The organism is Meridianimaribacter flavus (assembly GCF_004366715.1).
GTDB classification, from domain to species: Bacteria; Bacteroidota; Bacteroidia; order Flavobacteriales; family Flavobacteriaceae; genus Gaetbulibacter_B; species Gaetbulibacter_B jejuensis.
In genome coordinates, this window is the sequence record NZ_SOQZ01000001.1 from 501,528 (window position 1) to 523,346 (window position 21,819).

Genomic DNA, 21,819 nt, shown 5'->3' on the forward strand with positions numbered 1-21,819 from the left:
TTGAATAAAATACTCGGCACAGATAAAATTGAATTTGGTAGAACACCAAATGGAGATTCTATAGAGAAATATATCCTTAAAAATACTAGTGGATTAGAAGTTGATATACTTACCTATGGCGGAATTATTTCTGCTTTGCGAATGAAAGATAAAGAAGGAAAGCAGCAAAACATAGTTTTAGGATTTAATACGTTAGAAAAGTATATTACTGATACGTTTTATCTAGGGGCTATAATTGGAAGGTACAGTAATAGAATAGCAAATGGAAAATTTTCTATTGGTGATAAAAAGTATAGTTTGGTAGTTAATAATGGTGAAAACCATTTACACGGTGGGGAAGTAGGTTTTAATAAAGTAGTATGGAGTGCTAATGTTGAAAAATTTAGTGATAGTGTTACTTTAAAACTGACTTATTTAAGTGTGGATATGGAGGAAGGTTTTCCAGGGAATTTAATGACCACAATTGATTACACGTTAACGAATAATAATGAGCTAAAGGTTGCTTATACATCAACTTCTGATAAGCCTACAATATTGAATTTAACTCAGCATTCTTATTTTAATTTATCAGGAGATTATAATACTTCAATTTTAAACCATGAAGTAGTTATAAATGCAGATTCTTTTTTGTCTGTTGATGAAAATTTAATTCCAACGGGTGATTATAAAAGTGTCCTTGATACTCCTTTTGATTTTAGGAAACCAAAACCAATTGGTAGTGAAATTAATTTAAACGAAGAGCAATTAAAAAGGGGAGGAGGTTATGATCATAATTGGGTTGTTAATAATCAAAATGAAGGCTTAAGATTTGTAGCTTCAGCATATGATGGTGAAAGTGGGAGATTTATGGAGGTTTTTTCTGATCAACCTGGATTGCAGTTTTATACTGCTAATTTTCTAGAAGGGGATTTTAAGCCAAGAACTGGATTTTGTTTTGAGACACAGCATTTTCCTGATTCACCTAATCAAAGCCATTTTCCTACGGTTATTTTAAATCCTGATGAGGTTTTTAGTTCGGAAACTGTATTTAAGTTTTCGATTAAATAATTATTCTTTAATAATACGAAAGAACAAAAATTTGGTATTTTTAATTTTTAAACAAAGAATTAGCTTTTCTTTTAAGATTAAGCGCTACAAAAACTGTTTTTGAACAAAAAAAAATATTAAATTTAACACATGGGCTCAAAAATTACGCTTAAAGATTTAGCAAGAATTTTAAATGTTTCAATATCTACGGTTTCTAAAGCACTCAATGATAACCCTGAAATTAGTATTGAGACTAGAGCTAAAATTAAAGAATTGGCTGAGTCTTATGGGTATGTCCCAAATAATATAGCTCAAAGTTTAAAGTCAAAATCAACAAAAACAATAGGTGTAATTATACCTGCAATTTTGCTTGAGTTTTTTAGTAAGGTGCTTTATGGTATTGAGATTGAAGCTACTAAAAGAGGCTATAAAATAATAATATGCCTATCTAATGAATTACAACAAAAAGAGAGTGAGAGTATAGACACTTTTATTAATGGTAGTGTAGATGGAATTATTTTATCAGTTGCTGAAGAAACCCAAAAAACAAAAAATCACACCCATTTTTTAAAGAGTGAAAAGTATAATTTACCAATGGTAATGTTTGATAGGGTTGCAAAGGACATTAGTTGTGATAAAGTAACTGTCGATGATTTTGAAGGAGCATATGAAGCTACTCAATTTCTTCATGAATTAGATTCAAAAAATATCATCTTCATAAATCCTATTTCTAATATAAGTGTTGGCGAGTCTAGAGAAGAAGGCTATGTAAAGGCTATTGAAGATTTGAGTTTAGAGCCCTTAGTTTTAAAGGTTGAACATTATAATCAAATAGAAAAAGAGCTTACTAAAATTTTAAATAATCAAAAAGTTGATGCAATTCTAGCTGCTGATGAATACTCAGCTATTTTAGCGATTAATGTAGCTAGACTTAATGGTTATAATGTTCCTGATGATATATCAGTTATTGGTTTTACAAATGGATTAATGGCAGAGCATTCAATCCCTTCTTTAACTGTCGTAAGCCAGCATGCTGAAAATATAGGTAGAACATCTGTTGAAATACTTTTAGATAGAATTCAAGGAAAGCTACCAGAGCAACCTGTACACAAAGTAGTGAAAACTAATATTATAGAACGTAATTCTACCAAAAAAAGATAAATTATCTTCTCTTTGATGTGTGAAAATGTGTATTTCATCGATATTTTTATGCATTTAATCTGATTTTTTGATTTTAATAATTATATTTGAGTTACATTTGAAGTCCTTTCTTAAGCCCTAAACACTTATTAAGGTAACATTTAATCCATTTTAGTAGAATACTCTGTATTGGTATTTTACATTTCCCTCAAAAAAATATACAGTCTTAGCGTTTTACGCTTTATAGTTAATAATCCATTCTTCCCTCCAATGGCATTAGGTTATGCCCTAAAATTTGTAATTAACTAAAATTAAATATTGTAAAACCCTAAAATTAATAGACATGAAGACCCTTAAAATTACTTTCTTATTATTAGCTGTATTATTATTAACTGTTTCAGGACAAAGCAGTGATTCTTTTAACAATGAAGAGAATAACTCTACCAAAAAATCAGAAACTAAATACGACTTATTGGTGCACAACAAAAAGAAGGTTTTAGTTCCTACTAACGGATAAAAAATACTTCTTCTTAAAATATACAGCTCTTATCTTTTTTAGATAAGGGCTTTTGTTGTTTTCTGTAAACTAGCTTTATAATTAAAAATAAGTCAAACACATTAAATAAATTATTCTAAATTTGGATTAACCATAATAATCCAAATACATTGTTGCGTTATCTCTCTCTTTTAATTTTTCTCTTTTTTAATACCAAAGCTGTTTTTTCTCAAAACGAAAAGAGTGTTAAAGGGCTTGATAGTATCCAAAAGTTAAGAAGTTTATCTTCTGATGCTGAATTCTCATTAGAAGAACGTTTAGCTTTTGCACTTAGCGCTGTAGAATTATCTTCTAAAACTAAAATAGATTCGGTTTTAATCAACTCGAACAGGACTTTGTCGAGTGTGTATTTGAATAGAGGTGAATATGAGAAGTATAGAAAACTCAATCATAACAATTTAAAACTGGCTAAGAAAATTAATGACTCATTGGTTATTGGTATCGCTAGTCTTAACTTGGGTTGGTATCATCATTTCAATATGGTTCAAAATGATAGCGCTTACTATTATTATTCAAGAGCAGCTAAAACTTTTGACGAAATAGGAGAGTTAGATAGACAGGTTACAACATTAGTAAACTTAGCAGATATTCAAGATACTGAAAGAGATTATATTGGTGCTGAAGCTAATTCAATTAAAGCTATTAAAATTTTAGAAAGACTACCTGAAACTGAAAATTATTTAAGCACAAAATGGATACTATATAATTTATTGGGAGTAATAAATTTAAAATTAGAACTCTATAATGCTTCATTAGAGTATCATAATATGGCTTACGATATTGGTAAGAAAATGGAGTTTGGCTTTATTGATCAAATGCTGTCATTAAATAATATGGCGTTTGTTTATAGAAAGTTAGGTAATCATGCTAAAGCGTTAGAACTCTATAATACAGTATTAGAAAATAAAGAAGTCTATAATGAAGAAGATCCTACCTTTTACCCTTTGGTTTTAGAAAACTTAGCGTTTACTAAGTATGAAGCAAAACATAGCGACATTGATAATATTGAGCAGATGCTTAAAACTGCATATAAAATTAGTGATAGTCTCGAGGATCCAATCACCAAACTAGCTGTTAGTATTGATTTGGCTAAGTTTTATTATGGACAAAAAAACAAAGATTCATCATTAGTATATGCTAAACAAGCTTACGATATTGGTGGAGAAACAAACTCTAATCAAATATGGTTAGAATCTATGCAACTACTGTCAAAAATTAATGATGGAGAAGCAGGTAAAGCATATCTAAATCAATACATAAAGCTAAGCGATAGCTTATTGTTGAACGAGCGAAAAAACAGAAACAAATTTGCAAGAATTGAATTTGAAACAGATAAACTAGAAGAGGAAAATAAGCGTATTTCTAGAGAGCGTTTGTGGCTTACAATACTGTCAATAGGTTTGTTATTTACTGCGCTTTTAATTTATATTATCATTACCCAAAGAGCAAGAAACAAAGAGTTAAAGTTTAAACAAGACCAGCAACAAGCCAATGAGGAAATTTACAACCTTATGTTATCGCAGCAAGATAAAGTTGATGAAGCTAGAGCTAGTGAAAAGAAACGTATTTCTGAAGAATTGCACGATGGTATTTTAGGGCGTTTGTTTGGAACAAGGTTGAGTTTAGATAGTTTAAATTTTAGTGAAGGTAAAGATGCCATTAAAAGTAGAGCAAATTATATAAGCGAACTAAAAACTATTGAAGAGGATATAAGAAAAGTATCACACGATTTAAATACCGATTTTGTTTCAGGGTCAGGGTTTATGGATATTATTTCTGAATTAATTGAGAAGCAAACCAAAGCGTATCAATTGCAATACGATTTTAAATATACTGATGATATTAATTGGGAATTCGTGCCTAATAAAACCAAAATTAACATCTATAGAATAATACAAGAAACACTTCAAAATATTTATAAACATGCCGAAGCTAATGAGGTAAAGATTAGTATTGAATTAAAAAATAACGTAATTTTATTAGCGATTATTGATGACGGAAAAGGGTTTGAAATCAATAAAAGTAAGAAAGGAATTGGTCTTAAAAATATCAATTCTAGAGTAAACGAGCTAGAAGGCTCAGTTAAGTTTTACTCAGAAATAAATAAAGGAACTTCGGTATTAATTGACATTCCTTATAAAAGTTAAATTATCATGCAACACATAAATATCTTAATGGTAGATGATCATCCAATAATTATTGAAGGTTATCAAAATACTTTGATGGCTACAAAAAACGATGATCAGGTACTAGTCATAGATACAGCTAATAATTGTGATACAGCTAACGAGTTACTTCAAAAAGCATCTAAAGAAAAGCCTTATGATGTCTGTTTTTTCGACATTAGTTTACCCAGTTCTTCAGATGGTTCAATAACATCAGGAGAAGATTTAGCAAAAATTGCTCGAGACATATTACCTAATGCAAAAATTATTATTTTAACAATGTTTAATGAGTCGTACAGGATTCATAATATTATTAAAGAGGTAAGTCCTGATGGATTTTTAATAAAAAGTGATTTAACATCAATGGAACTAGCTGAAGCATTTCAGCATATTTTATCCAACCCTCCATACTACAGTAGTACAGTAAACAACTATTTAAAGAAGTCTATTACTAGTGATATTTATATTGACGACATTAATAGAAAAATACTTCACTTATTATCTCAAGGTATAAAAACAAGAAGTTTAAAAGAGTACATAGACTTATCAATGAGTGCTATTGAAAAACGTAAAAAGCAGATGAAACTTTTATTTTCTGTTGAAGATGGTAAAGACGAAACATTGCTAGAAGAAGCCAGGAAAAAAGGCTTTTTGTAAATTTCACGTTAAATCTTCATTTTTTTTTAGCTTCTCCAAGCTTATGCAACACTAGGTTATTGCTAGAAAGTACGGTTTTTCCGCATCAAGTTTGCGGTTTTTCCGCACATTTAAAACCTTCTACTTATATACATTTGTAATAGTCAACGAAATTAATTAATCCCTCTAAGTAATTTGTTGAATTAATAGCAAATAAAGAATTACCCAATAACCCACTAGGTTATTGGGTTTTTTCATTTATACAAAACCGTCAGAATATTTTATTACTTTATAAATAAAGAATCCGGTAAAAATCATTGCTACAATAAACTTCATAAACGTTGAAGCAAGGAATCCTAAAAAAGATCCAAAAGCAGCTTTCACAGCTTTATCAAATTCACTTTTATTAATAAGCTCACCTATTAGAGCACCAAAAAACGGACCTATAATTATTCCGAAAGGTCCTAAAAATATTAAGCCTATTATAAGGCCAATAGTTGTACCTATCATTCCTGCTTTACTGCCTCCAAAACGTTTGGTTCCCATAGCTGGAATTACATAGTCTAACAACCAAATGGCAATAGCTACAATTAATGTTATGATTAAAAATGTCCAGTTCATTGGTAGTGCATCAGTAAGATGTAAAACTAAAAGCCCAACCCAACTGGTTAATGGACCTGGTAAAACAGGTAAAAAGCTACCAAGTATTCCAAGAAGCATTAATAAGCCACTAATTATCAATAAAAATATATCCATTAAATCTATTTAGAGTTTACACAATTATGTGACGATGAAAATAGTCATTTGTTACATTTGTAACTAAAAAATTAGTTTAAACTAAAAATTTAGTTATATTTGTTAAGCTCTTTTATTCAGAGTTTTAAATTAAAAATAAGCATCATGAAGCAACTTACCAAGGCAGAAGAAGAAATCATGCAAGTTTTATGGCAACTTAAAAAGGCCAATGTAAAACATATTATAGATGAGTTACCAGAGCCCAAACCAGCTTACAATACTGTATCAACTATTGTAAGAATTTTGGAAAGTAAGGGCTTTGTCGATTATGAAAAACAAGGTAAAGGTCATGTGTATTTTCCAGTGGTTAAAAAGCAAGATTATAGTAACCAGACCATAAATACATTGGTGGATAATTATTTTCAAGGCTCTTTTAAAAGCATGGTGTCTTTTTTTGTGAAGAAAAATGACATTAACCTAAAAGACTTGGAAGCTGTACTAAAAGAAATCAATAAAAAAGAATAGTATTATGTTGCATTATGTATTACAAACTATAGCGTTTCAATTATTCTTTTTGCTCATCTACGATGTGTTTTTAAAAAAGGAAACTTTCTTTAATTGGAACAGGTTTTACTTGTTATCGACTGCGATACTTTCAGTGGTATTACCATTTATTAAATTTAAAAGTATAAGAGACATCGTTCCAGAGCAGTTTGTTATTCAATTACCTGAAATTATTATAGGTAAGGTCGAAGAAAAACAATCTGTAATTGATGTTTTTATTGCTCAACCGCAACAAACGGTTGAATCCGTTTTTACTTGGTCTTGGAGTATGCTGCTATATGTAGGAATGTGTATTGCAGCTATACTGTTTATAGTTAAATTGATTAAACTTCTAGTTCTATTTTACAAAAACCCAAAACGTTGGAAAGGCAATTTGCTAATCGTTAATTTATTGAATAGTAATGCGGCATTTTCATTTTTTAATTATGTGTTTTTAGGTGAAAAAATACAGTCAAAAGAGCAAAAAACGATTCTACAACACGAGCTTGTTCATGTTCAGGAAAAGCATACTATCGATTTGTTGTTTTTTGAAGCACTGAGGATTGCGTTTTGGTTTAACCCATTAGTGTATATGTATCAAGCTAGAATAGTTGAGTTACACGAGTTCATTGCAGATTATAAAGCACTACAACATCACGATAAAAAGGAATACTATGAAAACTTATTGGCTCAGGTTTTCGAGACCAAAAACATTTCTTTCATAAACCCATTTTTTAAACAAGCATTAATCAAAAAACGAATAGTCATGTTAAGTAAATCAAAATCAAAACAAATCCATTTATTCAAGTACACATTATTACTGCCAATGGTATTTGGAATGCTTATGTATACATCGTCATATTCACAAGACCCAAAGTCAACAACTAAAACCACGCAAGAAGATAAGTCTACGAAAGATATGACTGATGATGAATTGCTTCAAAAGTATTATGATGAGTTGGAAGAGTTGGATGCTTCTAGTGGTAATTCTGCTGAAATATTTAAAGAATATATGCCTAAAACTGATAAATATATTCTTACTAGAGAAGAGTATGCAAAAAGAGCAGCATTCTTTAAGTTTTTGACCGATAAGGAAATTGAGGGTAAACAAAAAGACGGAAGTTTGACCCAAGAAGATATTGAAAGAAGTGAAAAAAGCTTTCCTAAACATAAAACTTATGAAGATTATTTAGAATATAAGAAGACTGATGAGGCTAAGTTAAGCTGGGAGAGTAACACCAAAGATGGCATTTTACGATTGGTAGTTGATGACTTTAAAAACATGACAGCTGCTGAGCAAAAACGTTATGATAAAAAAATGAAAATGATTCAAAATGACGATTACTTCAATACGCTGATGATTGTTACAAAAAACACAATATTAAAAATGCAAGTAAATGATATTGACGGCAAAAAAATACCAAACCCAGGTAATGAAAATGATGAGGTTATAGTTGAGCATGTTGAAGAAACCATTGAAGTACCATTTGCTGTTATTGATGAAGCGCCTACATTTACTTTTTGTGAGACTTTATCAACTCGAGAGGAGAAGAGAAAGTGCATGAGCGACAATATTGCTGAGCATGTCAATAAAAATTTCAACACAAATATTGCAAAGGAAAAAGGACTTACAGGAAGACAGCGTATCAATGTTATTTTTAAAATAGATAAAGATGGTACTGTAAAAGATGTTGCAGCAAGAGCACCACATCCAGCTTTAGAAGAAGAAGCAAAGCGTGTTATAAAAACATTGCCAACGTTTATACCAGGAAAGCAAAAAGGAAAAACTGTAGTAGTGCCTTATAGTTTGCCAATTTTATTTCAAGTGTCAGATAATGATAATCAAAATGAAGTAAATAGTACTCAAGACCAAAAAGAGTATATCAAGGAGTTAAAAGAACAATTTAAGAATGCTGATGAAGTGCCATTTGCAGTGGTTGATGAGATTCCTATGTTAGCGCCTTGTGAAAATTTAGCAACACAAGATGAAAAGAAAAAATGCATAAGTAATAATGTCGCTAAGCAAGTCAATGAAAACTTCAACATAAATGTTGCAAAGGAAAAAGGACTTAAAGGACAACAGCGTATCAATGTCATTTTTAAAATAGATAAAGATGGTACTGTAAAAGAGGTAAAAGCTAGAGCATCGCATCCTGCATTGGAAGAAGAAGCAATACGTGCTATAAAAACATTGCCAAAATTTATTCCTGGAAAGCAAAACGGAAAAGTTGTAAAAGTTGCCTATAGCTTACCAATACTATTTCAAGTCAATGAATAAAGCACTTTTAATCCTAATAGTATTAATAACATTAAAAACCGAAGCTCAAACTTCGGTTTTACAGCATGCTGATAGTTTGTACTTAAACGGTAACTATAGTAAAGCTATTGAGCAATACAAAACGCTGAGTAAAACTGAAGAAGTGTTTGATAAAATTGCAAAAGCCTACATTGCAATAGGAAATTATGACGCTGCTTTAGAGTATTACCAAAAGAGTTTAGAAGCAAATCCTGATGATGCACTTGTAAAATACGAATACGCCAAATTACTTTCAAAGACCAAGAAGTTTAAAGAAGCTTCAACTCAATTTAATGAGTTGGTGTATATAGATTATAAAAATCCAAATTACCATTATGAATTAGGTTTAGCACTCGAAGCTTTAAACGATTCAACTGCAATGAATAGGTTTCGTTCTGCTTATGATTTGGATCAAACCCATCAAAAAGCCATTTATAAAATTGCACGATCCTATGTGAAAAAACGTGCTTATGAACAAGCAGAATATTTTATAAACAAAGGCTTGGAAAGTTATGAGAACAATGTAAGTCTTATTAGCTTAAAAGCGCAAAACTATTATAACAAAGACGATTACAAAAACTCAAAAATCTGGTTTCACAAGTTAGTGCAGCTTGGAGAATCTTCAGAATTTATTCATGTGAAATTAAGTGTTATTCATGCTGAACTTTCAGAATATGAAGAAGCCATTGAGCAACGAAAACGTGCATTAAACTTTAATCCTTACGATTCTAACGGATTGTTTCTTATAGGAACATATTATGAGCGTTTAAACGATTATGAAAATGCTGAAAAGTATATTGTACAATGCTTAAAGTTAAAAGATGTGCCATTGGATTATGAATATCAAAAATTGGGTACAATCTATAACCGTCAACAAAAGTATAAAGAAGCCATTGCAAGCTTTCAAACTGCTTTAAAAGAAAACCCAGACAATATCAATTCAGCGTTTTATATGGTTGTTTCAAAAGATAAATATTATGCTGATACTGATGCTAAAATTAAACTCTACGAAGATTTTAAAACCCAATATCCTGAGAGTTTTTATGTAAAGCTAGCCAATATGCGGTTACAAGAGCTCAAAGAAGAAAAGTTTATGAATGAAGATTAAATACCAAAAAAATTGTACTTTTCGGCTTCAGTAGTATATTAATGAAGCACTTATTCTTTATTTTTTGTGTTTTTACGTTGGTGTCTTGCGACTATTTTGATAAACAGAAGATTTCTACAGAAGAAATTCTTCAGGAAGAGTTGCAAACCTTCAACTGGAATGATGTTGATGAGTATCCTACATTTGCATCATGCGACACCACTTCTGGAAAGGCAAACAAAAAAAACTGCTTTGAAACCACACTGCGAAACATACTAAACGAAAACCTTTCAAAACATAACATTGTAGTTTCTGAAGACGTTAATGATACTGTTATTTTAAAAATTAAAATAGATAGCAAAGGTCAATTCACTATTGAAGACATTAAAAGTTCTGATGTTACCCGTCAACAAATTCCTGAGTTGGATAGTTTGTTAACTCATAGTTTTGATTCGTTGCCAAAAATATATCCAGCAATAAAACGTAGTCAACAGGTAACGACTCAATTTAATCTTCCTGTAATAGTTAGTATCAATTAAAACCGAATTGCTAGCTTTCGCATTAAGCGTAAAATTTCAACATACAACCAAATTAGAGTTACTAGAAGTCCCCAAGTAGCAAGCCATTCTTTATATTTTGGTGCTTTGTTTTTATGACGTTCTATAAAATCAAAATCCAACAATAATGAAAACGAAGCTACAATTGCTGCAACAACATTAAAAATAATGGCAACCCAAGAAGTTCCCCAAATAAACGATTTGATACCAAAAAAGCCTAAAATAAACGAAATGATATACACCAAAAATATACTTGCAGCAGCTGTGATAATTACACTTCTAAGTTGTTTGGTAACTACAATAATTCGTGTTTGGTATAAGATGAGCATTACAAAAAAAGTTACAATGGTAACTCCAATAGCTTGATAAGGCATTTCAGGAAATTTAACTCTTACATAAGCCGAAAAACCACCTAAAAAACAACCTTTGGTTATGGAGTAAATAGGTACTAAAATATGTGCCCAATTGTTCTTGTAAGAAATCATTACACTTACAATTATTGAAGCAATCATACCACCAAGTGTAAACCAACTTACATCCATTCCATCTTCATGAAGTTTCCAAACTCCAGCAGTAACTGCAGCGATAACCAATATGGACAACATGGATTTTACAAAAATCCCTGAAACAGTCATTTTTGCTTCAGGCTTTTTGTTGTCGTCCCAAAAATAAGGTGTAAAGGCTGGGTTAGAGGTTTTAAAATTTGATAATTTCATTTACAGCGTAAACTTGTAACCCAATGTAAAATCAGTTGGGAAATTGTCGTTAGTGTCTAAATCTAAAGCAAATAATTGATTAACCCCAAATGTAATATAACCGTTGCCTACTTTGTAATCGGCACCTAGTCCAAAAATAAAAGGCGCATTAAAAGAAGTGTCACTTTCTTCAATAACGTCATCTTCGGTTGCTACAGTTACTTTACTAAAGTTGAGTGTTGCAAATTTCACATTGCCATAAATACTTAAGTTTGAAATATTAATAGCTCTCAACCTATAACCTAAAGAAAACTCGGTTGAGGTGTATTCTAAATCATCGTTTTTAAGAACTTGTCTAAGTTGTAAAAATCCTGAGTGTATAGGTTTTTCAGCATTAGTAATCACTTCTAGTTCGGTTCCAAAAACAGGAGATTTTAAATTGTCAGGGTTTGGAACAAATGGATTGTTGGTAATACCACCATAAACACCTAAACGTAGTTCGAGTTTGTTCTTTTTAAGTTGCGTTTGGTAAGACACGTCAGACGTACTGTTGTACATGTCAATAAAGTCTTTAAGGCTGCCAAGTGTGAGTTTTACCTTGTCTGTAGATAAACCATAATCTTCCATGACATTGTTTAGCGTGGTTTTATACTCTTCTTGGTATTTGTTATTGTCACCTTTGGTGTTTTTTAATTCTAAGATGGTGTTGTTTTGAGTCCTTACAAAATAACGGTATTTACCATCAACAGTTGTCCAAAGTAAATCCAGGTTTCCATCAATTTCGGTCTTTAACTCTAGGGTTTCACCATTTACAGTGTAGGTGTCTTGAGCACTCATTGAAGCATAACTTAACAAGATGCAGAGAATAGCGACTATTTTTTTCATCAGGATTTAGGATTATAGTTTAGTAAATCTAACAAAAATAAATGATAAAACATCATTTTCGGTATGCTCTTCCTTTCCACTTATATCCTTTAAAAACAGATGTGAAGGCCACGAAAACACTAAAAAAAGGATATAAAAAACAGCCAAAAATATATGAGAACAAAGTATGTTCTTGGTTAAAAAATCGAGCGCTTTTAAAAATGAGAAGAAAGTCAATACAAAATTTTATAATAAACACATAAATCAACACTTTATATGAAACAACTCCTGAAATTGCAAATAGTAAATAACAAAGCAATGCAGCATTCATTGTAAAAATGATTAATCCAGAAAGCTTCCCAAAAATATTACGATAGTTACTTGTTTTTGCTGCCCAACGAACGCGTTGTGCAAATAAGCTTTTTATACTGTTTTCAGGTATTGTAGTTACAACAGCTTTATCGCATTTTAAATACTTTACTTGCGTTTGAGGATGGTTAATAGCTTTTTCTAAAAGAAAAATATCATCACCACTAGCAATGGTGTTGTTGCCTTGATAACCGTTAACAGTATTGAAAAAATCTGTTTTAAAACCTAAGTTAGCACCATTACTCAAAAATGGTTTGTTGATGCCAAAACCACCAATAGTTGCTCCTTGCAGACTTAAAATTTCAAGTAATTGAAAGCGTTTAAAAAATGTATTGTAATGGCTAAGCGTTACTGGAGCTACAATAAAATCGGGTTGACGCTCTTGTATAAAACAATCAAAACTATCTAACCAATATGTAGGTAAAACGCAATCAGCATCTGTGGTGATAATCCAAGGGTGTTTTGCTTGTGAAATGGCTAATGTAATAGCATCTTTTTTTGGAGAGTTTGAACTGCGAATGTTTTTTATTAAGCTTATGTTTAGCTTCGATTTTTTTTGAAACGCATTAATGAGTGCAACTGAATTGTCTTCAGAATCGTCATCAATAAAAATAATTTCAAAATATGTTTTTGGGTAATTTAGTGTTGAAATAGCTTGTAGTAAAGCAGGTAAATTTTCAGCTTCATTTCTAAAAGGAATAAGTATTGAAAACCTATTTTCTGGTGTAACATCTTTTAAGGTAAATTCATTCACTTTGTCAAAGCCTAAAATCAGGCTTCCAATTAAAGCTAGATATAGGATCACAATAATAAGTGCTATTAAACTCATCTGTTTGAGGTGTTTTTAGGTAGGTTAAAATTTAGGACATAATAGCTTCCAAATACACTCGGAATGACAAAATTCAACAACCACATTAACGTTACAATACATAAAACAGTAAGCTCATTTACGCCAACAATAGAAAACAAATACACAGCAACACTACCTTTTATCACTACATCAAAAATAAAAATGGAAGGAATAATAGAGGCTAATAGGTACATGCTTGTAATTACAATCATAGCATTACTGTAGTGTACATTTACTCCAAAAATAGTGAGCAGAAAATAGAACTGAAATGAGAAAATCGCGTACCTAATTACAGAAAGTAAAAACCCTTTAGCTAAAACAGTTTTTGGTAAATAGATGATAAAATGAATGATTTTTTGTAGCGTATTTCCTTTTATTTGGAATGTTTTATGCTTAGCTCCAAAAAGGGTTAACACTATTACTAAAAGTATAATAAACAAGAACCTTGATACTTTAAGGTAATTGATGTCTAGGTTGTAGTTTAATTTAAAAAAGATAAGACCAGCAATACCAAAAAGTACTGTAACTGTCATTTGCATCATATTGCCAACAAGGTTTAATAGTGCAATTCGATTTCTAAATGCTTTAGTATAGTAAGCTGCTTTAGCTCCATATTCACCAATTCGGTTAGGTGTAATTAATGATGCTGTTAATGAACCTAAGGTTTGTTCAAGTGCATTTTTAAAGGTTATTTTTTTTATGGAATCGACTAAAGTTTGCCATTTTAAAATTTCAAAAAACCAGTTAAAAACACTTAAAATGATTAAAAAAATAATGTTTTTTGCTGAAAACAACTCGTTTTCGAATAAAAATCGTGTAAAATCGTTAAAATCTAAGTATTCATTATCAGTCAGTTTTTTATAAATAAAATAAAATGCGCCAACAACTATGCTTAATTTAATAAGCACAACAAAGAATTGCTTAGTTTTGTAAGAAAGCGTTCCTAGAAGCATATTACAAATAAAACCAATTAGACTATGACCTCAAATTTTAAACATATAAAATCACTCTTAGTATGTGTGTTTATGGTGTTTGTTACAGCAACACTTACAGCGCAACGAGATACTAACAAATGGAAAGCACAATTGGCACTTGGGTTTAACAATCCGTCGCAGTCAGGTTTTGTGGCTGATTTTGAGAGTAAGCCTATAAATTTTCCGACAGTGAATTTAGGAATTCAACACATGTTTAAATCGCAGTTGGGAGCAAAGGTTGATTTTGGATTTAACCGATTTTCAAGTGAAGATAATTCGCCAGAATTTAAAACCAATTACACAAGACTTAATTTACAAGTGGTCTACGATCCATCTGAAACCCTTACGTTTCTTCCAGAGCGAATGGGACTTGTAGCACACGCAGGACCTGGATATTCGTTTGTGAAACCGCTTGGTAATTATTCAGGAAACGATGTGTCGTTTTTAAATGCAATGGCAGGCTTGGAAGTGCATTATGCTTTTAACAGACGTATGTCATTTTACACAGATGTGTCATACATTTTAGGTTTTGGAAAGGATTTTGACCCAATTACTGAAGGTTATGGTGCTTTTAACGGAAATTTACTAACGGTAACTTTTGGTATAACCTTTTCATTAAGTGGTTGTCAATATTGTTAATGCATGAGTAAAGAAAAAATTATATTAGGTATTGATCCTGGAACAACAATTATGGGTTTTGGGCTTATAAAAGTTGTTGGAAAGACCATGCAGTTTTTGCAGTTGAACGAATTGGATTTAAAAAAATACGACGACCATTATTTAAAACTGAAGCTCATTTTTGAACGGACCATTGAACTAATTGAAACCCATCATCCTGATGAAATTGCAATTGAAGCACCTTTTTTTGGGAAGAACGTACAAAGTATGTTAAAATTGGGTAGAGCTCAAGGTGTTGCTATGGCTGCAGGTTTATCGAGAGAAGTACCAATTACTGAGTATTCACCAAAGAAAATTAAAATGGCAATTACAGGAAATGGTAATGCCAGTAAAGAACAAGTTGCTAAAATGTTACAAAGTACTTTAGGTTTAAAAACGTTACCTAAAAACCTAGATGCAACCGATGGTTTAGCAGCTGCAGTTTGCCATTTTTACAACGAAGGTAGAGTAGAGGTTGGTAAAAGCTATTCTGGTTGGGCAAGCTTTGTGAAGCAGAATAGCCTCCCAACCTCCAAAGGAGGAGCAAAAAATAACCCTATTGTAGACTTGAGAAAAAATAAATGATGAAGTCAGTATAGTGAAAGATGTCATTAATAAAAATTTGAGTAATAGTTCTTCCCCTTTGGGGAAGTTAGAAGGGGCTGGAGGAATCTACATTCATATACCATTTTGCAAGCAAGCTTGTCACTATTGCGACTTTCATTTTTCTACATCGTTAAAGCAAGAAGATAAAATGTTGTCTGCTCTTAAAGTGGAACTCATTTTGCGTAAAAACGAAATGAAAAATACCACAATAGAAACCATTTATTTTGGTGGAGGAACTCCAAGCATTTTAAAAGTTGAAGATATTGAATGGCTTATTGGCTTGATAAAGATAGATTATCAGGTTTCTGAATCTGCCGAAATTACTCTTGAAGCAAATCCTGATGATTTAAATTCGGAGTATTTAAAAGCATTGTCAAAAAGTTCTGTAAATAGATTGAGTATAGGTGTTCAGTCTTTTTTTGAAGATGATTTAAAGCTAATGAATCGCGCTCATAATGCCAATGAAGCTAAAGCCTGTTTAGAGCAAGCAACACAATATTTCAGTAATATTTCTATCGATTTAATTTATGGAATTCCAGGGTCAACCAATGAACGTTGGATTGAAAATATTGACACTGCATTAGAGTTTAATATTCCTCATATTTCAAGCTACGCTTTAACCGTAGAACCTAAAACAGCTTTGGAACATTTCATAAAAAAAGGTATTATAGCCAATGTTGACGATGATTTGGCTAATGAGCAGTTTCATATATTAATTGAAAAACTAAACCAAAATGGGTTTGTGCATTACGAACTTTCAAACTTTGGAAAAGAAGGTTTCTTTAGTAGAAATAATTCTGCTTATTGGCAAGGAAAACCTTATTTAGGCATAGGTCCTTCAGCACATTCGTTTGATGGAGCTACTAGAGGCTGGAACATAAATAACAATTCAAAATACATTAAATCAATATTAAATCACGAACTACCAATAGAAATCGAAACCCTAACAGTAACTGATGCATACAACGAGTATGTTATGACTGGTTTGCGTACTATTTGGGGAGTGTCTTTAGATAAGGTTGAACGTGATTTTGGTAAAGACTACAAAAGCTATCTTTTGAGTCAAGCAGATAACCATTTAAAAAATGAATTGTTGTATATTGAAGAAAACAAATTGTTAGTCACCAAAAAAGGAAAATTTTTAAGCGATGGCATCGCTTCAGACTTATTTAAAATAAACACATAAATGATTGCAAGCATACAATACAACTCAAACAAATATAAAATAGATTTTTCACAACCAATTGACATATCCATACCGTTGATAGCCTCAAAACAAAATGTAAATGCGTGGTATATTGACGAACCAAAAATTGAACCTGTTCAAATAGAAGATTGGATTGCTAGTGTAGCTGAAGGTTCACCAGTAAACTTCAATGACATTCAGTTTAATCCGCATGCTCATGGTACACATACTGAGTGTGTAGGGCACATTACAAAAAAAGTACACTCTATAAACCAAAACCTTAATCAATTCTTTTTTTTAGCTGAAGTTATAACAGTCGCGCCAGAAAAATTGAATGATGATTTTGTGATTTCTAAAAAGCAAGTGCAATTTGCATTAGGAAACAAAAAAAGAGATGCAGTAGTCATAAGAACCATACCAAATACCAAAGAAAAGCTGTCAATGCAGTATTCTAATACAAACCCAACGTATTTGCTTGAGGAGACTGCTAATTATTTAAAAAAGAAAGGCGTTAAGCACTTACTTATCGATTTGCCTAGTGTAGATAAAGAAAAGGATGAAGGTAAGCTGTTGGCTCATAATGCATTTTGGAATACCACAGGAAAACTAAGGTTAGATGCAACCATAACCGAGTTTATTTTTGTGCCTAATAATGTGGTAGATGGTACTTACTTTTTAAACCTGCAAATAGCACCTTTTGAAAATGATGCTACACCAAGTAAACCTGTGTTGTATGAAATTTTAGATTAAAACCAGAACGTAATTATGGAAACATTTTTTATAATCATTATTAGCATTTTGGTAACCTTGGCTATTGTAACTATAGTGAAGCAATTTCAAATTAAAAAGCGCACAAATTCTCAATCGGTTATACTCTTGGACAAAATTAAAAAAGTGTGTAAGTTTATTACTGTTGAAGGTGATTTTGCCGAAATTTATCATTACGAAGATGTAAAAGAACGCTTTCTAAAACTAGTTACAAGTAAAAAGAAAGCACTCGTGGTTATCAACGCCAAAGCACATGTTGGATTTGATTTATCAAAAATAAAAATGGAATCGGATACTAAAACAAAAACGGTAAAGCTGTATCATTTTCCGCAACCTGAAGTGCTAAGTGTTGAAACCGATTTAAATTATTACGATAAAAAAGATGGTATGTTTAATAAGTTTGAAGCTTCTGATTTAACTGAGTTACACAACGAAGCAAAAATCCATATTATGAACAAAGTGCCAGAAAGCGGATTGTTCAATGTCGCTAAACAAGAAGCACTTGAGGCGATTTCATTAATTGAAAATATCGTACAAACCATTGGTTGGTCGTTAGACTATTCTGCATTAAAAATAGAAGAGTATAAAACAAAAACGCTTAACTCTTAAAAGATGAAGATAGATCAACTACGTAATCACTGTTTAAAGAAGAAAGGCGTTACTGAAGATTTTCCTTTTGATGAGCACACCTTAGTGTTTAAGGTTTTAGGTAAAATGTTTGCTTTGGTAGGACTTAAAAAATGGGAGTCAGGTAATCGTTTTATCAATTTAAAGTGTGATCCTGAGTATGCTCAAGAGTTGAGAGCTGAGTACGATAGTATTTATCCAGGATACCATATGAGCAAAGTGCATTGGAACTCTGTTGAACTCAATTCAGGTGAGATTTCTGCAACATTTCTTTTTGAACTCATTGATCATTCTTATGATATGGTTGTTAAAGGAATGACTAAAAAAATGAGAGAATCTCTTCAATAAATTCTAAATTTGCGGCATAACTAAAGCAAACTACGTATTCAAATGAGCGTTTTACATACATTACAAGAAAGAAGCAATACCAGCTGTGAACTTTGTGGTTCTAAAACAGGTTTAAAACAATACAATATTCCGCCAGCACTAAATGAAACTGTAGATACAAGTATTCTTGCATGCGAAACCTGTTTTAATCAAATTGAAGGTAATGAAGATATGGATGCTAACCACTGGCGTTGTTTAAACGACAGCATGTGGAGCGAGCACAAAGCAGTACAAGTAATGGCTTGGAGAATGTTACAAAGACTTCGTAAAGAAGGTTGGCCGCAAGACTTACTAGATATGATGTATCTAGATGACGAAACAATGGCATTTGCAAAAGAAACAGGTGAGCATAAAGACGACAGCGAAAAAATTATTCATAGAGACTCTAATGGTGTAATATTGGAACATGGTGATTCTGTAGTGCTTATTAAAGACCTTAAAGTAAAAGGCTCAAGTATGGTAGCTAAACAAGGAACAGCTGTTCGCAACATTCGTTTAGATCATGAAAACGCCACTTATATTGAAGGAAAAGTTGACGGACAACAAATTGTTATTGTTACCGAGTATGTAAAAAAGCTTTAATCATCCTTTCTCTTTCTACTGAAAAGCCCTAAACCTAAGGGTAAAAAGATAAACAAGAAGAAAAATTTACCGCTTACTACACCATAAATTGTAATAAGTAGCGCAATAGCTAGTATTAAATAAGTGTGTTTGTTTTTCATGTCAGCTTGTTTGTCTAAAAACATAAGGCGTCAAGCCTTTAAGAGATTTGAACTGTCTGTTGAAATTGGACATATTATTAAATCCGCAATGTTCAGCTATTTGAGCAATAGTAATTTCTTTATCTAAAATTAATTGTTTGCAGGCATGCTCAATTCTTAGCTCATTTAAAAATTGAATATAAGTTTTATTGGTGCGTTTTTTAAAGTATTTACAAAATGCGTTTTTGGTCATTGCTGCAATTTCTGAAATCGTTTCAAGTGTAATATTTTCATGAAAATGATTCATAGTATACTCAAAAACATTTCGCATTCTCGCACCTTCATTATCAGTGTATTTTTTGTCGTATATAAAAGAAGATAAACTTTTATAGTTTGCTGAAGACGTCAGTTTTAAAAGCTGAAGCAAGATGATTAGTCGGTTTAATTTTGAAGCATTTTCTAATTTAAAAAACAGTTCACTTGCTAGTTTTTGTTTAGATGTAAGTTTAAATCCGTGAGTTGCTCTTTTAAAAAAAGGTTGAACCTCTTTCAGTTCTTCAAGTTGAAAAAAAGTGCTTCCAAAAGTCTTTTTAGTAAAAAACAATGTTAGCATGTGTGATGTGTTACATGTGCTGTCATCACTTTTAAACACATGAGGCAAGTTGCTGCCAATAATAAGTATGTCGCCTTTAGAATAGTAGTTAATAGTATCGCCAACTAGTAATGTGCCTTCACCTTCAACAATAAAACTCATTTGTATTTCTTCGTGTTGATGTAGTTTATCATAAAAAATAGCTGCGTTATCAACTTGATAGACAAAAGCATCTTTTTCAGGTTTTGGAATTTTAAAAGGTAATACTCGCATTTAAAATGGCTGTTTTTATTTCTGTGAAAACAAATTTATAATTAAATACTATTCAAAATTAAGCATAAATATACTAAAACGGATAATATAATATTAATCAAGGATAACTACTTATTAATTTTTTAGTCAATTATTACTCTAAATTTACACTATCAAAAAAACGTAATTTATGAGTATACAATGGAAAGGCGTTATGCCAGCAGTTACTACAAAGTTCACTGACACTGATGAACTAGATTTAAAAATGTTTGAAAAAAATATCAATGCTCAGTTAGAAGCTGGTGTACATGGTATTGTTTTAGGAGGAACTTTAGGAGAAGCGAGTACGTTGTTAGATGAAGAAAAGCGTATTCTAACAAAAACTACAGTAAATCTAGTAAATTCAAGAGTTCCTGTCTTGGTTAATGTGGCAGAACAAAGTACCAAAGCTGCAATTGCTACAGCTCAAAAAGCTGAAGATGATGGAGCACAAGCACTCATGATGTTACCTCCAATGCGCTATAAATCTGGAAATAAAGAAACTGTAGAATACTTTAAAGCAGTTGCAAATAATACCTCATTGCCAATAATGATTTACAACAATCCTGTTGACTATAAGGTAGAGGTGAGTTTAGATATGTTTGAAGAATTACTCAAGTGCGATAACATTGAAGCAGTAAAAGAATCCACGCGAGATATCACTAACATTACTAGAATTAAAAACCGATTTGGTGACCGATTAAAAATCATGACAGGAGTTGATACCTTAGCATTAGAAAGTCTGCTCATGGGAGCAGATGGCTGGATTGCTGGTTTGGTTTGCGCGTTTCCAGCAGAAACGGTTGCAATTTACAAACTTCAAAAAGCAGGACGCATTAAGGAAGCAATTGACATTTATAGATGGTTTTTGCCGTTGTTGGAGTTAGATATAAACCCTAAATTAGTACAAAATATTAAACTCGCTGAAGTTTACACTAAAATAGGAACCGAAAATGTTCGTGCTCCTCGTTTGCCATTGCATGGAGAAGAGCGCAAACAGGTTATAAAAATCATAGAAAAGAGTCTGGAAAATCGACCAAAACTTCCAGATTATAAAAATTTATAAACTAATTTGGGTGCTCCCACGCAAAAAGCGTGGTCAGGTTTTCGGCACTCGCTTTTACCTTTTTTGTCATTCCGCACTTCGATGCGGAATCCTTAAAAGCTAAAGAGCTCAAACAAAGCCTCAATCCTTAACACAATAAAAATGTTAGACATAAGACCAACATGCGAACATTGTAATAAATCATTGCCTTATGATTCTAAGGAGGCAATGATATGCACGTTTGAATGTACATTTTGTAAGGATTGTGTAGAAAACGTTTTACAGCATGTATGTCCTAATTGTGGAGGCGGTTTTGAGAAACGACCAATACGACCAAAACAACTTTTAAAAAAATACCCTGTTTCAACAAAAGTGGTTTTTAAACCAGTAGATGTTGAAGCACATTTAAAACGAATTAATAAAAATTAGACTTTGTCATTCCGCACTTGATGCGGAATCCATAAGT

General features: G+C 31.7%; 25 protein-coding genes. 18 read left to right on the top strand and 7 right to left on the bottom strand.

Features of this window, described 5'->3' with window-relative positions; all coding sequences use genetic code 11:
* The 5 genes from A8975_RS02295 to A8975_RS02310 all read left to right on the top strand — a co-directional run bounded on the left by A8975_RS02295 (window position 1) and on the right by A8975_RS02310 (window position 5,544).
* Window positions 1-1,047 carry an aldose epimerase family protein gene (locus tag A8975_RS02295; protein ID WP_166667433.1) on the top strand — a complete coding sequence of 349 codons (1,047 nt, stop codon included), beginning with the start codon at window positions 1-3 and terminating at the stop codon, window positions 1,045-1,047.
* A 129-nt stretch (window positions 1,048-1,176) separates the two neighbouring features.
* Window positions 1,177-2,187 (top strand): LacI family DNA-binding transcriptional regulator, encoded by a 1,011-nt coding sequence (locus A8975_RS02300; protein ID WP_134198528.1) that lies wholly within the window; start codon window positions 1,177-1,179, stop codon window positions 2,185-2,187.
* A gap of 322 nt (window positions 2,188-2,509) precedes the next feature.
* Window positions 2,510-2,683, top strand: a complete 174-nt coding sequence (locus A8975_RS14495) for a hypothetical protein (protein ID WP_161566725.1) — start codon at window positions 2,510-2,512, stop codon at window positions 2,681-2,683.
* Window positions 2,684-2,832: 149 nt separating this feature from the next.
* Window positions 2,833-4,869 carry a tetratricopeptide repeat-containing sensor histidine kinase gene (locus A8975_RS02305; protein WP_134198529.1) on the top strand — a complete coding sequence of 679 codons (2,037 nt, stop codon included), beginning with the start codon at window positions 2,833-2,835 and terminating at the stop codon, window positions 4,867-4,869.
* 6 nt (window positions 4,870-4,875) lie between these two features.
* Window positions 4,876-5,544, top strand: a complete 669-nt coding sequence (locus A8975_RS02310) for a response regulator (RefSeq protein WP_129759489.1) — start codon at window positions 4,876-4,878, stop codon at window positions 5,542-5,544.
* A gap of 237 nt (window positions 5,545-5,781) precedes the next feature.
* On the opposite strand, the gene A8975_RS02315 is transcribed toward A8975_RS02310, so the two are convergent.
* Window positions 5,782-6,279 carry a DUF456 domain-containing protein gene (locus A8975_RS02315; protein WP_129759488.1) on the bottom strand — a complete coding sequence of 166 codons (498 nt, stop codon included), beginning with the start codon at window positions 6,277-6,279 and terminating at the stop codon, window positions 5,782-5,784.
* Window positions 6,280-6,423: 144 nt separating this feature from the next.
* Here A8975_RS02315 and A8975_RS02320 point away from each other — a divergent pair, with 144 nt between their 5' ends.
* From A8975_RS02320 to A8975_RS02335, 4 genes are read left to right on the top strand one after another with little or no spacing between them, the layout of a single operon-like run.
* Window positions 6,424-6,783, top strand: a complete 360-nt coding sequence (locus A8975_RS02320; RefSeq protein WP_129759487.1) for a BlaI/MecI/CopY family transcriptional regulator — start codon at window positions 6,424-6,426, stop codon at window positions 6,781-6,783.
* A 4-nt stretch (window positions 6,784-6,787) separates the two neighbouring features.
* On the top strand, window positions 6,788-9,079 hold the full coding sequence (locus A8975_RS02325; RefSeq protein ID WP_134198530.1) for a M56 family metallopeptidase: 2,292 nt from the start codon (window positions 6,788-6,790) through the stop codon (window positions 9,077-9,079).
* Window positions 9,072-10,205: a tetratricopeptide repeat protein gene (locus A8975_RS02330; protein WP_134198531.1), complete on the top strand. Its 1,134-nt coding sequence runs from the start codon at window positions 9,072-9,074 to the stop codon at window positions 10,203-10,205. The genes A8975_RS02325 and A8975_RS02330 overlap by 8 nt, the downstream gene beginning before the upstream one ends.
* Before the next feature lie 41 nt (window positions 10,206-10,246).
* A complete protein-coding gene (locus A8975_RS02335) occupies window positions 10,247-10,723 on the top strand; it encodes a hypothetical protein (protein ID WP_134198532.1) in 477 nt (158 codons plus the stop codon).
* Here A8975_RS02335 and A8975_RS02340 read toward each other — a convergent pair.
* From A8975_RS02340 to A8975_RS02355, 4 genes are read right to left on the bottom strand one after another with little or no spacing between them, the layout of a single operon-like run.
* Window positions 10,720-11,457 carry a Bax inhibitor-1/YccA family protein gene (locus A8975_RS02340; RefSeq protein ID WP_131506146.1) on the bottom strand — a complete coding sequence of 246 codons (738 nt, stop codon included), beginning with the start codon at window positions 11,455-11,457 and terminating at the stop codon, window positions 10,720-10,722. The two genes, A8975_RS02335 and A8975_RS02340, sit on opposite strands and share 4 nt — an antisense overlap.
* The gene (locus tag A8975_RS02345; protein ID WP_134198533.1) at window positions 11,458-12,321 is read right to left on the bottom strand and encodes a hypothetical protein; all 864 of its coding nucleotides are present in this window, start codon (window positions 12,319-12,321) and stop codon (window positions 11,458-11,460) included.
* Window positions 12,322-12,373: 52 nt separating this feature from the next.
* Complete coding sequence (locus A8975_RS02350; RefSeq protein WP_134198534.1) at window positions 12,374-13,498, bottom strand: glycosyltransferase; 1,125 nt, start codon at window positions 13,496-13,498, stop codon at window positions 12,374-12,376.
* On the bottom strand, window positions 13,495-14,472 hold the full coding sequence (locus A8975_RS02355) for a lysylphosphatidylglycerol synthase domain-containing protein (RefSeq protein WP_134198535.1): 978 nt from the start codon (window positions 14,470-14,472) through the stop codon (window positions 13,495-13,497). The genes A8975_RS02350 and A8975_RS02355 overlap by 4 nt, the downstream gene beginning before the upstream one ends.
* 24 nt (window positions 14,473-14,496) lie before the next feature.
* Here A8975_RS02355 and A8975_RS02360 point away from each other — a divergent pair, with 24 nt between their 5' ends.
* The 7 genes from A8975_RS02360 to A8975_RS02390 are packed head-to-tail and all read left to right on the top strand — an operon-like array spanning window position 14,497 to window position 19,306.
* Entirely contained in the window at window positions 14,497-15,132 is a 636-nt protein-coding gene (locus A8975_RS02360) for an outer membrane beta-barrel protein (protein ID WP_134198536.1), read from the top strand.
* A gap of 3 nt (window positions 15,133-15,135) precedes the next feature.
* Window positions 15,136-15,735: a crossover junction endodeoxyribonuclease RuvC gene (gene ruvC / locus A8975_RS02365; protein WP_243832934.1), complete on the top strand. Its 600-nt coding sequence runs from the start codon at window positions 15,136-15,138 to the stop codon at window positions 15,733-15,735.
* Window positions 15,736-15,772: 37 nt separating this feature from the next.
* Window positions 15,773-16,942, top strand: a complete 1,170-nt coding sequence (gene hemW, locus A8975_RS02370) for a radical SAM family heme chaperone HemW (protein WP_243832935.1) — start codon at window positions 15,773-15,775, stop codon at window positions 16,940-16,942.
* Complete coding sequence (locus tag A8975_RS02375) at window positions 16,943-17,692, top strand: cyclase family protein (protein ID WP_134198538.1); 750 nt, start codon at window positions 16,943-16,945, stop codon at window positions 17,690-17,692.
* Between the two features lie 15 nt (window positions 17,693-17,707).
* Window positions 17,708-18,319: a DUF4230 domain-containing protein gene (locus A8975_RS02380; protein ID WP_134198539.1), complete on the top strand. Its 612-nt coding sequence runs from the start codon at window positions 17,708-17,710 to the stop codon at window positions 18,317-18,319.
* A gap of 3 nt (window positions 18,320-18,322) precedes the next feature.
* Window positions 18,323-18,685, top strand: coding sequence for an MmcQ/YjbR family DNA-binding protein (locus A8975_RS02385; RefSeq protein WP_134198540.1), 363 nt, complete (start codon window positions 18,323-18,325; stop codon window positions 18,683-18,685).
* A 42-nt stretch (window positions 18,686-18,727) separates the two neighbouring features.
* On the top strand, window positions 18,728-19,306 hold the full coding sequence (locus A8975_RS02390; RefSeq protein WP_134198541.1) for a PhnA domain-containing protein: 579 nt from the start codon (window positions 18,728-18,730) through the stop codon (window positions 19,304-19,306).
* On the opposite strand, the gene A8975_RS14500 is transcribed toward A8975_RS02390, so the two are convergent.
* Both A8975_RS14500 and A8975_RS02395 read right to left on the bottom strand, forming a co-directional pair.
* The gene (locus tag A8975_RS14500; protein ID WP_166667434.1) at window positions 19,303-19,446 is read right to left on the bottom strand and encodes a hypothetical protein; all 144 of its coding nucleotides are present in this window, start codon (window positions 19,444-19,446) and stop codon (window positions 19,303-19,305) included. The two genes, A8975_RS02390 and A8975_RS14500, sit on opposite strands and share 4 nt — an antisense overlap.
* A 1-nt stretch (window position 19,447) precedes the next feature.
* A complete protein-coding gene (locus A8975_RS02395; protein ID WP_134198542.1) occupies window positions 19,448-20,290 on the bottom strand; it encodes an AraC family transcriptional regulator in 843 nt (280 codons plus the stop codon).
* A gap of 169 nt (window positions 20,291-20,459) precedes the next feature.
* Here A8975_RS02395 and A8975_RS02400 point away from each other — a divergent pair, with 169 nt between their 5' ends.
* Both A8975_RS02400 and A8975_RS02405 read left to right on the top strand, forming a co-directional pair.
* Window positions 20,460-21,374, top strand: coding sequence for a dihydrodipicolinate synthase family protein (locus A8975_RS02400; protein WP_134198543.1), 915 nt, complete (start codon window positions 20,460-20,462; stop codon window positions 21,372-21,374).
* A 141-nt stretch (window positions 21,375-21,515) separates the two neighbouring features.
* On the top strand, window positions 21,516-21,782 hold the full coding sequence (locus tag A8975_RS02405) for a DUF1272 domain-containing protein (protein WP_134198544.1): 267 nt from the start codon (window positions 21,516-21,518) through the stop codon (window positions 21,780-21,782).
* Window positions 21,783-21,819 lie beyond the last annotated feature (37 nt).